We start from the raw sequence: 13,556 nt of genomic DNA on the forward strand, positions 1-13,556 counted from the left end.
TTATCATGGCCGCAGTTTTGCTGATCGAGTCCGTCATGAAGTTCGCCATTGCGCTGTTTTCCGCCGCCCATGCGCCCTCCTCGCGCCGCGCCCTGCTGTTCGCCCAGGCTGCGCTGGCCGGCGGGCATGAAATTGTCCGGCTGTTTTTCTATCAGGACGGGGTCCACAACGCGTCCGACGCCGTGGTCACGCCGCAGGACGAGCTGGACCTGCCCAAGCAATGGCGCAATTTCATCACCGAACAAAACCTCGACGGCGTGGTGTGCATCGCCGCCGCCCTGCGCCGTGGCGTGTTGAATGCCGAGGAAGCCGGGCGTTATCAGCGTGATGCCGTGGCCGTCAGCGCACCGTGGGAATTGTCCGGCCTCGGCCAGTTGCATGACGCGGTGCAGGATGCCGACCGCCTGATCTGTTTCGGAGGCGCCTGACATGGCCAAATCCCTTCTGATCATCAGCCGCCAATCGCCGTGGTCCGGCCCCGGCGCCCGCGAAGCGCTGGACATCGTGCTCGCCGGCGGCGCCTTCGATCTGCCGATCGGTCTGCTGTTTCTCGACGACGGCGTGTTGCAACTGGCGGCCGGGCAAAACGCCAAGGCACTGCAGCAGAAAGACCTGAGCGCCAACCTGCAAGCGCTGCCGATGTTCGGCGTCGAAGAGCTGTTCTACTGCGCCGACAGCGCCAGGGTTCGCGGCCTCGGCGATCGTTCGCTGGACGAGGCGCAGCCCTTGGCCGCCGATGAAATCACCGCCCTTATTGACCGTTACGACCAGGTGATCACCCTCTGATGTCGACTTTGCATGTGTTGTCCCACTCCCCGTTTGGCGACGAACGCCTGACCAGTTGCCTGCGCCTGCTGGGTGCCAGCGATGCGCTGTTGCTGTCGGGCGATGCCGCTTATGCGTTGCAACCCGGCACTGCGCCGTTCAGTGCGCTGGAATCTCGTCAGGTGAAATTGTTCGTGCTGGCCGAAGACGCGCAAGCCCGTGGCGTGCAGGTCCCGGACTGGGCCGAAGCCATCGATTACCCGGCCTTCGTCGAACTGTCGATCCACCACGACAAGGTCAACAGCTGGCTATGAATGCGCTGACCGTCGGCGCCCGCGCCATCGAACTGGACAAGGACGGCTTCCTGGTCGACCTCAACGACTGGTCGGCCGAAGTCGCCAGCGCCTTGGCCGCTGCCGAGGACATCGAACTGAGCCCTGAACACTGGGAAGTCCTCGAACTGCTGCGCAGCTTCTATGCCGAATTCCAGTTGTCTCCGGCCACCCGGCCGCTGATCAAGTACACCGCGCTCAAGCTCGGCGCGGAGAAAGGCAACAGCCTGCACCTGAACCGACTGTTCAAAGGCACCCCTGCCAAACTCGCCGCGAAACTGGCGGGCCTGCCCAAACCGACGAATTGCCTATGACCGACTATCCAGCGCTGACCCTCGAAACGCCCGCCGAACATCCGTTCGCCCAGTTCGTGCGCATCCTCGGCAAGGGCAAGCGCGGCGCCCGCGACCTGACCCGCGAGGAAGCGCGGGAAGCCATGGGTATGGTGCTCGACGAAGCGGTCGAAGAAACCCAGCTCGGCGCCTTCCTGATGCTGCTGCGGCACAAGGAAGAAAGCGCCGAGGAAATGGCCGGGTTCACCGAGGCCCTGCGCGAGCGCTTGCAGGCGCCAGCACTGAACGTCGATCTGGACTGGCCGACCTATGCCGGCAAGAAGCGTCACCTGCCATGGTATCTGCTGGCCGCCAAGTGCCTGGCACAGAACGGCGTGCGTATCTTCATGCACGGCGGCGGCGCCCACACCGCCGGGCGCTTGTACTCCGAACAATTGCTCGGTGAGCTGAACATTCCACTGTGCCGCAACTGGCAACAAGTCGGCGCGGCGCTGGATAACGGTGGCCTGGCGTTCATGCCGCTGGTGGACTGGGCGCCGCAGTTGCAACGGATGATCGACCTGCGCAACACCCTGGGTCTGCGCTCACCGATCCACTCGCTGGCGCGGATTCTCAATCCATTGGGCGCGCGTTGCGGCTTGCAGAGCATTTTCCACCCCGGTTATCAAGCGGTGCATCGCGATGCCAGCGGGCTGCTTGGCGACACCGCAATCGTGATCAAGGGCGACGGCGGCGAAATCGAGATCAATCCGGATGCCGACAGCCACTTGTACGGCACCACTGGCGGCGAGAGCTGGGACGAGGAATGGCCGCAGCTATCGGCGCAGCGTCACGTCAAACCGGCGTCGCTGGATATCGAACACCTGAAAGCCGTCTGGCGCGGCGATGTAGTCGACAGTTACCCGCAAATGGCGCTGATTTCGACCATGGCGTTGGCACTGCGTGGCCTCGGTCAGAGCCGTGAGCAGGCTTTCGAAACTGCCGAGCAATACTGGGCCGCGCGGGATAAATCGATTTAACCGATCATAAACGCCGGATCTTTGCGCTTTTTGTTCGAACTCATCGGAATAGACTCGGCTCCAACGAATATTGGTTTCTGGAGTTTTGATCATGGGTTTACTCGTCGACGGCCGCTGGCAGGACAAGTGGTACGAAAGCAGCAAGGACGGCGCGTTCCAGCGCGAACAGGCGCAGCGCCGCAACTGGGTCACTCGCAACGGCGAGCCGGGCCCGAGCGGTGAAGGCGGTTTTGCCGCCGAAGCCGGGCGTTATCACCTTTATGTCTCTCTCGCCTGTCCATGGGCTCATCGCACGCTGATTCTGCGCAAGCTCAAAGGCCTGGAAAGCCTGATCGATGTTTCCGTCGTCAGCTGGCTGATGCTGGAAAACGGCTGGACCTTCGACCAAAACCTCGGTTCGACCGGCGACAAACTCGACCACTTCGATTTCATGCACCAGCGCTACACCGCTGACACTGCCGACTACACCGGCCGCGTCACCGTGCCGGTGCTGTGGGACAAGAAACTCAAGCGCATCGTCAGCAACGAATCGGCGGAGATCATCCGCATGTTCAACAGCGCCTTTGATGACTTGACCGGCAACGACCTGGACTTCTATCCGGCGCCATTGCGCGGCGAGATCGATGCGCTGAACGAACGTATCTACCCTGCCGTGAACAACGGCGTGTATCGCGCCGGGTTTGCCACCTCGCAAAAAGCCTATGAGGAAGCGTTCGATGATGTATTTGCCGAACTGGATCATCTGGAGCAGGTGCTGGGCGCCAACCGTTATCTGACGGGCGAATACCTGACCGAGGCGGACGTGCGGTTGTTCACCACGCTGATTCGTTTCGACGCGGTGTATCACGGGCACTTCAAATGCAATCTGCGGCGGATCAGCGATTATCCGAACCTGTCGAACTGGCTGCGGGAGATGTACCAGTGGCCGGGCGTTGCCGAGACCGTGGATTTCCAGCACATCAAAAATCACTACTACGGTAGCCACAAGACCATCAACCCGACCGGGGTGGTGCCGAAGGGGCCGAAGCAGGATTTCACTGTTGCCCATGACCGGGACCGGTTGGGCGGGAAAGGGGTTTGGCGCAGAGGTTGAAAGCAGGATCGTTCCCACCGCGTGGGAACGATCCCTTCAGAGTCGTCAGATTTGACCCTGAGCGCCCTCGAACCACGCAAGTTTCTCGCGCAGTTGCACCACTTCGCCGACGATCACCAGCGTCGGCGCATGCACTTCATGCTCCGCCACCAGACGCGGCAAGTCGGCCAGCGTGCCGGTGAAGACCCGCTGATTGACCGTGGTGCCCTGCTGGATCAGCGCTGCCGGGGTATCGGCCGCGCGACCATGTTTGATCAACTGCTCGCAGATGATCGGCAACCCCACCAACCCCATGTAGAACACCAGCGTCTGAGCCGGCGCGACGAGGTCCGACCACGGCAGATCGGTGGAACCGTCTTTCAAGTGCCCGGTGACGAAACGCACCGATTGCGCATAATCGCGATGAGTCAGCGGAATCCCGGCATACGCCGCGCAACCGCTGGCCGCCGTGATGCCCGGCACCACCTGAAACGGAATGCCATGGGCCGCCAGTTCCTCGATCTCTTCGCCGCCACGGCCGAAAATGAACGGATCCCCGCCCTTCAACCGCACCACACGCTTGCCGGCTTTGGCCAGATCCACCAGTTGCTGGTTGATCTGATCCTGCGGCACGGCGTGATCGGCGCGACGCTTGCCGACGTAGACCCGCTCGGCATCGCGGCGGCACAGCTCAAGAATCGCCGGAGCGACCAAGCGGTCGTACAGCACCACATCGGCTTGCTGCATCAGGCGCAAGGCGCGGAAGGTCAGCAGATCCGGATCGCCCGGTCCTGCCCCAACAAGATACACCTCGCCGGTCGTGACCATGGCTTCGCCGTCAATCTTGGCTTGCAGCAAACGTTCGGCTTCGGCGCCCTGTCCTGCCAGTTGCCGATCAGCAATCGGCCCCTGGAACACGTCTTCCCAAAAACCGCGACGCTGCTGAACATCCGGAAACAGGCCTTTGACCTGCTCACGAAACCGCGCAGCCAGACCGGCCAGGTGGCCGTAGGTCGAAGGAATCCAGGTTTCGATCTTGGCGCGGATCAGCCGGGCCAGCACCGGCGCATCGCCGCCGCTGGAAACCGCAATGATCAGCGGTGAACGATCGACAATCGCCGGGAAGATCACGCTGCACAGCGCCGGCGCATCGACCACATTGACCGGCACGCAGCGCCGGTGGGCATCGGCGGAGACCTGCGCGTTCAACGCTTCGTCATCGGTGGCGGCAATGATCAGCCCGCAGCCGTCCAGATCCGTTTCGGCGTAGCCACGCAGCAGGCATTCGCCACCGCTGGCGGCAACCAGTTCGCGCAGTTGCGCTTCGATTTCAGGTGCGACCACCCGCAGCAGCGCACCGGCATCGGCCAGCAGGCGGGATTTGCGCAAGGCAATCTCCCCCCCACCGACGACCAACACACGACTGCCGCGCAGGTTGTGAAACAGCGGCAGATATTTCATTTAGCCGATGACCTCAAGGCCACCCATGTACGGCTTCAGCACGTCCGGCACACGGATCGAACCGTCGGCCTGCTGGTAGTTTTCCAGCACGGCCACCAGGGTACGACCGACTGCCAGACCGGAACCGTTCAGGGTGTGCACCAGCTCAGGCTTGCCGGTTTCCGGGTTGCGGAAACGCGCCTGCATGCGGCGGGCCTGGAAATCGCCGCAGTTGGAGCACGACGAGATTTCGCGGTATTTGTCCTGGCTCGGAATCCACACTTCCAGATCGTAAGTCTTGACTGCGCTGAAGCCCATGTCGCCAGTGCACAGCGCCAGGGTGCGGTAAGGCAGCTCCAGCAGTTGCAGGACTTTCTCGGCATTGGCGGTCAGGCTCTCGAGCGCTTCCATCGATTTCGACGGCTCGACGATCTGGACCATCTCGACCTTGTCGAACTGGTGCTGACGGATCATGCCGCGAGTGTCACGACCCGACGCGCCGGCTTCGCTGCGGAAGCACGGAGTGTGGGCAACAAACTTGATCGGCAGCTGTTTCGAATCGACGATTTCACCGGCCACGATGTTGGTCAGCGACACTTCGGCGGTCGGGATCAGGTACAGATCGGCTTCGCCTTCGCGAGCGATCTTGAACAGGTCTTCTTCGAACTTCGGCAGTTGACCGGTGCCTTGCAGCGCCGGGGCCTGAACCAGATAAGGCGTGTAAGCCTCTTCGTAGCCATGCTCGGTGACGTGCAGGTTGATCATGAACTGCGCCAGTGCTCGATGCAGACGAGCAATCGGGCCGCGCAGCAGCGCAAAGCGTGCGCCGGACAGCTTGGCGGCGGTTTCGAAATCGAGCCAGCCGAACTTCTCGCCCAGGGCCACGTGGTCCTGAACCGGGAAATCGAAGGCTGTCGGGGTGCCCCAGCGACGGACTTCGACGTTACCGTCTTCGTCTTCGCCGACCGGTACCGATTCGTGCGGCAGGTTCGGGATGCCCAGCAGAATCGAATCCAGTTCGGTCTGGATCGCGTCCAGCTCGACTTTACCGGCGCTCAGTTCGCCCGCCATGCGCTCGACGTCCGCCATCAGCGGCGCGATGTCTTCGCCGCGCTGCTTGGCCTGACCGATGGATTTGGAACGCGCGTTACGCTCAGCCTGCAGTGCTTCGGTGCGGGTCTGGACGGTCTTGCGCTGTTCTTCCAGCGCTTCGATGCGCGCGACATCCAGGGCAAAGCCACGGGAAGCCAGGCGGTCCGCTACGTCCTGAAGGTTGCTACGTAACAGTTTGGAATCGAGCATGTCGGTTTCTCGTTATCAAAGTTTGGTCAGGGACAGGCCGGCCCACGTCGCGAGCAGCCCGCCGAATACGCTGATGGCCGCATAGCCCAGGGCCAGCGGCACTTGCCCGCTTTCCAGCAGGCGCACCGTATCCAGTGAAAAGGATGAAAATGTCGTCAGCCCCCCTAGGAAGCCGACCATCAACCCGGCACGCACCTCGATCGGTACTTCCGGGCGTATCAAAAACAGGCCGTACAACACGCCAATCAGCAGACAGCCCACGATATTAACGGCCAGCGTCGCGGTATAGAAGTGCCGCGGCCAATTGGCGTTGACCCAATTGCCAGTGGCGAAGCGCAACAAGGTGCCGGCAATCCCGCCGACGGAGACTGCAACGATCAGTGGAACCACTATTTTCTCCGCTGCCGGGGGCTTAAACGATCAAGTTGGGCGAGGTGGTTGAGCTTTTCGCCGATCTTCAACTCCAGGCCACGGGGCACCGGCTGGTAGAACGGAATCGGGTCGAGTTCTTCCGGGAAATAGTCTTCGCCGGCCGCGTAGGCGTCCGGTTCGTCGTGGGCGTAACGGTATTCGTCGCCGTAGCCCAATTGCTTCATCAATTTGGTCGGCGCATTGCGCAGGTGCAGCGGCACTTCCAGCGAGCCATGTTCGGCGGCGGCGCGCAGCGCGGTCTTGAAGCCCATGTACACCGCGTTGCTTTTCGGCGCACAGGCCAGATAAGTGATGGCCTGAGCCACTGCCAACTCACCTTCCGGGCTGCCGAGACGTTCCTGCACTTCCCACGCGGCCAGGCACAGGCTCAAGGCACGAGGGTCGGCGTTGCCGATGTCTTCGCTGGCCATGCGCACCACGCGCCGGGCCAGATACAGCGGATCGCAGCCGCCGTCGATCATTCGCGCAAACCAGTACAGCGCGCCGTCCGGATTGGAGCCGCGCACCGATTTGTGCAGTGCGGAAATCTGGTCGTAGAACGCTTCGCCGCCCTTGTCGAAACGCCGGCGAGTGTCGCCGAGCAGGCTTTGCAGCAGCTCGGTGCCCATCTCACTGTGGTCTTCGGCCAGGTCCGAGGCGTTTTCCAGCAAATTCAGCAGGCGCCGGCCATCGCCATCGGCGGCGGTCAGCAGCATTTGGAAGCCTTCATCGCTGAGGGTCAGATGACGCTTGCCCAGACCACGTTCTTCGGTGAGCGCGCGGTGCACCAGTTTGCGCAACGCCGCTTCGTCGAGGCTCTTGAGCACGTAGACCCGCGCCCGCGACAGCAATGCGTTGTTCAGTTCGAACGAAGGGTTTTCGGTGGTGGCGCCAATGAAGATCAGCGTGCCGTCTTCAACGTACGGCAGGAAGGCGTCCTGTTGAGACTTGTTGAAGCGGTGTACTTCATCGACAAACAGAATCGTGCGCTTGCCGTATTGGCCGGCCTGCTGCTTGGCGATTTCCACCGCCTGACGGATCTCCTTGACCCCGGCCAATACGGCAGAGACCGTTTCGAAGTGCGCATCCGAGACTTCCGCCAGCAACCGCGCCAGCGTGGTCTTGCCCACGCCCGGCGGCCCCCAGAAGATCATCGAATGCAGGGCACCCTGCTCCAGCGCCTCGCGCAGAGGCTTGCCGCGAGCGAGCACGTGTTCCTGACCGACGTACTCATCCAGATTGGTCGCCCGCAAACGGGCGGCCAGTGGCTGGGCAATCGGTGCACTGCGAAACAGATCCATCACGTACCGTTGAAACCTCTGTGTTTATTCCTGGATCACATCGGCACCCTTCGGGATGTCGAACTTGAACTTCGATGCCGGGACCGCTTCGTTGGCCTTGACACCGGTAAACAGGATGTTGGTGCGCTGGCCGACGCTGTCGATCAGTTGCATGTCATTGACCAGACCGTTGCGGAACGACAGACGCAGGCTGTCGAACAGGGTGTCCTTGGTTTTCGGCTTCAGGGTGAAGTCGATCACACCACCGGCTTCTTTGGCACTGATATCGAAGCTCTGGCTGATTTTCGATACGTCGCCGGACAGCAACAGAGCCGGGGTCTGGGTCAGACGCTCATCGAGCTTCTTGATAGTGGCCTGTTCCAGGTCCGGGTCCCACAGGGTGACTTTCTTGCCGTCGGAGACCATGGTCTGCTCAGCCGGCGCATTGGTGTGCCAGTAGAACAGGCCCGGACGCTGCAGGGTCATGTCGCCGGTGGTTTCCTGCAACTGGGTGCCGCTGCCGTCGAGGGTCAGTTGGGAAAAATTGGCAGTCAGAGTCTTGGATGTTTCGAGCAATTGGGTCAGGCGAGCCACATCCTTGTCATCGGCGTGAGCCGTGAGGGTGGTCAAAGCCAGTACCGGCAGCAACATGCGGATAAGACGCATGGGAGTCCTCTTGAATACTCGTGGGAAAGTGGACGGCGCTTCATGCACCGTCCATTGCATTTGGATCAGGGTATCGAATCAGTCGCGTACCGGGCCAGGGGCCAGGACTTCGCGGGAACCGTTGGTGTTCATCGACGTCACGACCCCGGCCATTTCCATGGCTTCGATCATGCGCGCGGCACGGTTGTAACCGATCTTCAGCTTGCGCTGAACAGCGGAGATGGAGGCACGACGGCTTTCCAGTACGAACTGCACGGCTTCGTCGTACAGCGCGTCGGCTTCCGGATCATCGCCGTCACCGCCGCCGCTGCTGCCTTCGAAACCACTGCCCGCCTCTTCGACACCGTTGAGGATGTCGTCGTTGTATTCCGGCGCGCCGCGCAGTTTCCAGGCTTCAACCACCCGGTGAACTTCATCGTCAGACACGAAGGCGCCGTGGACCCGAATCGGCAGGCTGGTGCCCGGCGGCATGTAGAGCATGTCACCGTGGCCAAGCAGTTGCTCGGCGCCGCCCTGGTCGATGATGGTCCGGGAGTCGATCTTGCTCGATACCTGGAACGCCATCCGTGTCGGGATGTTGGCCTTGATCAGACCGGTGATCACGTCCACCGATGGTCGTTGAGTCGCAAGAATCAGGTGAATACCGGCCGCACGCGCCTTCTGGGCGATACGGGCGATCAGTTCTTCTACCTTCTTGCCGACGATCATCATCATGTCGGCGAATTCGTCCACGACCACGACGATGGTCGGCAGCTTCTGGAGCAGCGGCGCTTCATCGTGGATGCTTTCGCGTTTGTACAGCGGATCGCTCAGCGGCTCGCCGGCGTCCTGGGCTTCCTTGACCTTGGCGTTGAAGCCGGACAGGTTTCGCACGCCCATCTTCGCCATCAGCTTGTAGCGACGTTCCATCTCGGCAACGCTCCAGCGCAGGGCGTTGGCGGCGTCCTTCATGTCGGTCACGACCGGGCACAGCAGGTGCGGAATGCCTTCGTAGATCGACAGCTCGAGCATTTTCGGGTCGATCATGATCAGCTTGGCGTCGTCCGGGCCGGACTTGAACAGGATCGACAGGATCATCGCGTTCACGCCCACCGATTTACCGGAACCGGTGGTACCGGCCACCAGCAGGTGAGGCATCTTCGCCAGGTCAGTGATGACCGGCTTGCCGCCGATGTCGTGGCCCAGAGCCAGGGTGACAGGCGATTTGAAGTTGTCGTACTCAGGCGTCGACAGCACTTCGGAGAAGCGCACGATCTGCCGGTCTTCGTTAGGGATCTCGATACCGACCGTGGTCTTGCCCGGAATCACTTCCACCACCCGCACGCTGGTCACGGCCAGCGAACGCGCAAGGTCTTTTGCCAGGTTGGCGATACGACTGACCTTCACGCCCGCAGCAGGCTGGATTTCGTAACGGGTAATGACCGGGCCCGGATGGATCGAATCCACGGTGACTTCGACGCCGAATTCCTTGAGCTTGATCTCCAGCAAGTGGCCGACCGCGGCCAGGGACTCGGGCGAATAATTGAGTTGTTTCTTTTCCGCGGGATCGAGGATCGAGATCGGTGGCAAGGTGCCTTCCACGGCGCTGTCGACGAACAACGGCACCTGCTTCTCTTTCTGCACGCGTTTGCTTGGCTCCGGGGCCTTGACCGGAGCCGGCGCGATGACCGGCGGCACCTGTTTCTCGCGCTCGGACATGTGCTTGCTCAGGGCCTGTTCGCGCTCGATCAGACGCTCCTTGACCTTGGCCTGCTCGCGTTTGTCGGTGACCGTCGGTGCAACCACGTCATGCACGCGATCGTCGACTTCACGCAGTTGCGCGACCAGTTGCTTGCGCTCGGTACGCGCCGACCACCAACGGTTGACCGCGCCCTGGAACAGTTCGAACAGGTCGAGGGTGATCTTGCCGGTGATGTCCATCACCTTGAACCACGAAAGGTCGGTGAACACCGTCAGGCCGAACAGGAAGAGCGCAATGAACAGCAACGTGCTGCCCTGAATGTTCAGGGCATTGCGGGCCAGGTCACCAAGGCTTTCACCCAGCGCACCACCGGCGCCAGCCGGCAGGCCGGTGGCAGCATGGAAATGGATATGCGCCAGCGCGGCGCCGGACAACACCAGGAACACCAGTCCGATCAGGCGCCAGGAGAACAGCCAGCCGCTCCACTGCCACGGCTCGTGACGCTGACGGAAGATCTGATACGCCTTGATCGCCAGCAGCAACGGGAAGATATAGGCGAAGTAACCCAGCACCATGAACAGGATGTCGGCGCTGTAGGAGCCGGCCGGACCGCCGAAGTTCTGCACGTCGTCGATCTTGCTGTTGTGGCTCCAGCCCGGATCGTCCTTGCCGTAGGTCAGCAACGCCATCATCAGGAACAGGCACAAGGCGCCGATGGCGATCAATGCACCTTCCTTGAGCCGGTAGTGCAACTGTTGACGCCAGAGCGGAACGACTGTTTTTGGTGCTTCCGTGGATTTCTTCAAAACGCTTCTTTTCCTGCGCCAGAGGCGCGTCCATCTATTGAATGACGATAAAAAACTGCCCAATCCAGGCAGGTAAAAAATTGACGGGCGCAACGGAGACTAGTTTTAACACTGCGCCCCGCCTTTTATAAACACGGCACGCGGCGAATATTCTGTAACAGCCCGGCATTGTACGGGTTTGCGCGTTCGATGCCATGCTTCACGGCCGCTGGTTCAAGCATAGCCAAATGCACAACGCCCGGCGTTCAATTTGAGCATGCATTGTCTTTTGTGACAAAGGCTTATGAGGTGTATTTGATGAACGTAGCGAAGCATTCGCGCCTCATCTCCCCTGAGCGCTGCACATTGGCATCGGTGACCTTGCCCGCAGCGGTGTTGCGCCGGATTACGACCGCATCTGGATGCTCAAGTTGCAGCGGCACACACGCAGCACCGCAATGGAGGACATTCGCGTCATTTCCCGGCACACTTTACCGCGGGCCCAGCGCCCACCGCCCTCCCCTTCTGCAAGCCTGGACGCCATGCTGACTTGGTTACAACGCAATTCACTGACTTTCCCGCCACTGGAAAAGGCCATGCGCGATCCCAACGGACTGCTGGCGGCCGGAGGCGACCTGTCCGCCGATCGCTTGATCCAGGCCTATCGCCATGGCTGCTTTCCATGGTTTTCCGAAGGCCAGCCGATTCTCTGGTGGTCGCCGGATCCGCGCACCGTGCTTTTTCCCGACGAACTGCACGTCTCGCGCAGCCTCGGCAAACTGATGCGTAAACAACGCTATCGAGTGACCTTCGATCAGGATTTCGACGCCGTGATCCGCGCTTGCGCCGCTCCCCGGGAATACGCCGACGGCACCTGGATCACCGAAGCGATGCAGGACGCCTATATCGAATTGCATCGACGCGGCTTTGCCCATTCGGTGGAAGTCTGGGATGAGGGCGAACTGGTCGGCGGCCTGTACGGCCTGGCGATGGGGCAACTGTTCTTCGGCGAGTCGATGTTCAGCCGCGCGGACAATGCCTCCAAGTACGGCTTTGCCACACTGGTGCAACATCTGAGAGAAGCCGGGTTCGTCCTGATCGACTGCCAGATGCCAACCGACCACCTGCACAGCCTCGGCGCCCGGGCCATTTCACGGCAGACATTCGCCGACTATCTGGCCCGACACCTCGATCAACCCAATCATGCGACCTGGGTTTGCTGAGCGACTTTTGCGCGCGTGGCTTACACTTAATTCACCAGCTTACCCTTGAGGGTTGATCATGACCGAGTTGGCGCGGTTGAAGTTTTATGCCACTCAGCCTCACTCTTGCAGTTATCTGCCCGAGGAACAGGCGACGACCCTGTTTCTCGATCCGAGCCAGCCCATGGATGTGCATGTCTACGCAGACCTGTCAGAAATGGGCTTTCGTCGCAGCGGCGATCACCTGTACCGCCCGCATTGCCAGAACTGCAATGCCTGCGTGCCTGCGCGCATTCCTGTTGCGCAGTTCAACCCCAACCGGCAGCAGAAACGCATTTTCAAGCGCAACGTCGATTTGCAGGTGCGCCCGGTCAAGCCGGCGTTCAGCGAAGAGTACTTCGACCTCTATCAGCGCTACATCGAACAGCGCCACGCCGACGGCGACATGTACCCGCCGAGCCGCGATCAATTCTCGACTTTTCTGGTACGCGACCTGCCCTTCTCACGCTTTTACGAGTTCCGGCTCGACGGACGGTTGCTCGCAGTTGCCGTGACCGATCTGCTGCCCAACGGCCTGTCGGCGGTCTACACCTTTTACGAACCGCAGGAAGAACGCCGCAGCCTCGGACGCTACGCGATCCTCTGGCAAATCGCCGAAGCCCAGCGGCTGGGGCTTGAGGCGGTGTACCTGGGTTACTGGATCAAAAACTGCAAAAAGATGAACTACAAGACCCAATATCGGCCTATCGAACTGCTGATCAATCAGCGCTGGGTCGTCCTGAACTGAATGCAAACCCTAAACCCCTTGGCGTAAACCCCATTTTTCGGGCACAATGCACGCCGCTTTTGCCTGGCGCAGTTGCACCGGGCCATTCATTGGATACCGAGGGCTTTACTGCATGTCGAAAGAAGACAGCTTCGAAATGGAAGGCACTGTCGTCGACACCCTGCCCAACACCATGTTTCGTGTGGAGTTGGAAAATGGGCACGTCGTAACCGCGCATATTTCCGGCAAGATGCGCAAGAACTACATTCGTATTCTTACCGGTGACAAAGTGCGCGTCGAGCTGACGCCCTATGACTTGAGCAAAGGGCGTATTACTTACCGCGCTCGCTAATCAAGTCAATACAAGACGCCCGGCTTAATGCCGGGCGTTTTTGTTTGTCTGGGTTTTGGGCTTGTGCTTGAGTTTTGGGTGTATATCCGTTGCTTCGGGAGCTGCCGCTGGCGGTTTCACTCTTACAGCGAGTCACTTTTTCAAACGCCAAAAAGGAACCAAAAGGCTTTTGCCCCGGCGTACGGCACTT

General features: G+C 60.8%; 16 protein-coding genes. 9 read left to right on the plus strand and 7 right to left on the minus strand.

Annotation, left to right across the window (positions count from 1 at the left end; genetic code table 11):
• The first annotated feature begins 35 nt into the window (after window positions 1-35).
• The 6 genes from tusD to QRN46_RS28950 all read left to right on the plus strand — a co-directional run bounded on the left by tusD (window position 36) and on the right by QRN46_RS28950 (window position 3,502).
• Window positions 36-428, plus strand: coding sequence for a sulfurtransferase complex subunit TusD (tusD, locus tag QRN46_RS28925; RefSeq protein WP_041475586.1), 393 nt, complete (start codon window positions 36-38; stop codon window positions 426-428).
• Window position 429: 1 nt separating this feature from the next.
• Window positions 430-786 (plus strand): sulfurtransferase complex subunit TusC, encoded by a 357-nt coding sequence (gene tusC / locus QRN46_RS28930; RefSeq protein ID WP_201820379.1) that lies wholly within the window; start codon window positions 430-432, stop codon window positions 784-786.
• Window positions 786-1,079, plus strand: coding sequence for a sulfurtransferase complex subunit TusB (tusB, locus tag QRN46_RS28935; protein ID WP_285358849.1), 294 nt, complete (start codon window positions 786-788; stop codon window positions 1,077-1,079). Before tusC ends, tusB begins: the two co-directional genes overlap by 1 nt.
• On the plus strand, window positions 1,076-1,411 hold the full coding sequence (locus QRN46_RS28940; protein ID WP_007958196.1) for a TusE/DsrC/DsvC family sulfur relay protein: 336 nt from the start codon (window positions 1,076-1,078) through the stop codon (window positions 1,409-1,411). The genes tusB and QRN46_RS28940 overlap by 4 nt, the downstream gene beginning before the upstream one ends.
• Window positions 1,408-2,409, plus strand: coding sequence for a glycosyl transferase family protein (locus QRN46_RS28945; RefSeq protein ID WP_240872021.1), 1,002 nt, complete (start codon window positions 1,408-1,410; stop codon window positions 2,407-2,409). The genes QRN46_RS28940 and QRN46_RS28945 overlap by 4 nt, the downstream gene beginning before the upstream one ends.
• 91 nt (window positions 2,410-2,500) lie before the next feature.
• Window positions 2,501-3,502 (plus strand): glutathione S-transferase family protein, encoded by a 1,002-nt coding sequence (locus QRN46_RS28950; protein WP_285358855.1) that lies wholly within the window; start codon window positions 2,501-2,503, stop codon window positions 3,500-3,502.
• A 45-nt stretch (window positions 3,503-3,547) separates the two neighbouring features.
• Here QRN46_RS28950 and cysG read toward each other — a convergent pair whose 3' ends face one another.
• From cysG to QRN46_RS28980, 6 genes are all read right to left on the minus strand, one after another.
• Window positions 3,548-4,942 carry a siroheme synthase CysG gene (gene cysG, locus QRN46_RS28955; protein WP_285358859.1) on the minus strand — a complete coding sequence of 465 codons (1,395 nt, stop codon included), beginning with the start codon at window positions 4,940-4,942 and terminating at the stop codon, window positions 3,548-3,550.
• A complete protein-coding gene (serS, locus tag QRN46_RS28960; protein ID WP_074688938.1) occupies window positions 4,943-6,223 on the minus strand; it encodes a serine--tRNA ligase in 1,281 nt (426 codons plus the stop codon).
• 15 nt (window positions 6,224-6,238) lie between these two features.
• On the minus strand, window positions 6,239-6,613 hold the full coding sequence (crcB, locus tag QRN46_RS28965) for a fluoride efflux transporter CrcB (protein WP_007958188.1): 375 nt from the start codon (window positions 6,611-6,613) through the stop codon (window positions 6,239-6,241).
• Window positions 6,613-7,935: a replication-associated recombination protein A gene (locus QRN46_RS28970; protein WP_201820394.1), complete on the minus strand. Its 1,323-nt coding sequence runs from the start codon at window positions 7,933-7,935 to the stop codon at window positions 6,613-6,615. The genes crcB and QRN46_RS28970 overlap by 1 nt, the downstream gene beginning before the upstream one ends.
• Window positions 7,936-7,959: 24 nt before the next feature.
• Window positions 7,960-8,580 (minus strand): outer membrane lipoprotein periplasmic chaperone LolA, encoded by a 621-nt coding sequence (gene lolA / locus QRN46_RS28975; RefSeq protein WP_007958184.1) that lies wholly within the window; start codon window positions 8,578-8,580, stop codon window positions 7,960-7,962.
• Between the two features lie 78 nt (window positions 8,581-8,658).
• On the minus strand, window positions 8,659-11,067 hold the full coding sequence (locus tag QRN46_RS28980; RefSeq protein ID WP_045121862.1) for a DNA translocase FtsK: 2,409 nt from the start codon (window positions 11,065-11,067) through the stop codon (window positions 8,659-8,661).
• Window positions 11,068-11,588: 521 nt separating this feature from the next.
• Here QRN46_RS28980 and aat point away from each other — a divergent pair.
• The 3 genes from aat (at window position 11,589) to infA (ending at window position 13,366) form a co-directional block, all read left to right on the plus strand.
• A complete protein-coding gene (gene aat / locus QRN46_RS28985; protein ID WP_011334946.1) occupies window positions 11,589-12,269 on the plus strand; it encodes a leucyl/phenylalanyl-tRNA--protein transferase in 681 nt (226 codons plus the stop codon).
• 58 nt (window positions 12,270-12,327) lie between these two features.
• Window positions 12,328-13,035 carry an arginyltransferase gene (locus tag QRN46_RS28990; protein ID WP_011334947.1) on the plus strand — a complete coding sequence of 236 codons (708 nt, stop codon included), beginning with the start codon at window positions 12,328-12,330 and terminating at the stop codon, window positions 13,033-13,035.
• Window positions 13,036-13,147: 112 nt separating this feature from the next.
• Window positions 13,148-13,366 carry a translation initiation factor IF-1 gene (infA, locus tag QRN46_RS28995; protein WP_002553999.1) on the plus strand — a complete coding sequence of 73 codons (219 nt, stop codon included), beginning with the start codon at window positions 13,148-13,150 and terminating at the stop codon, window positions 13,364-13,366.
• Here the strand turns inward: infA and QRN46_RS29000 are convergent.
• The coding region (locus QRN46_RS29000) for a hypothetical protein (RefSeq protein WP_285358866.1) at window positions 13,347-13,556 on the minus strand (210 nt) is incomplete at its 5' end. The genes infA and QRN46_RS29000 overlap by 20 nt on opposite strands.

Origin of the sequence: Pseudomonas sp. lyk4-R2A-10 (genome assembly GCF_030209075.1) — a bacterium.
In the GTDB taxonomy this organism is placed as follows: domain Bacteria; phylum Pseudomonadota; class Gammaproteobacteria; order Pseudomonadales; family Pseudomonadaceae; genus Aquipseudomonas; species Aquipseudomonas glycinae.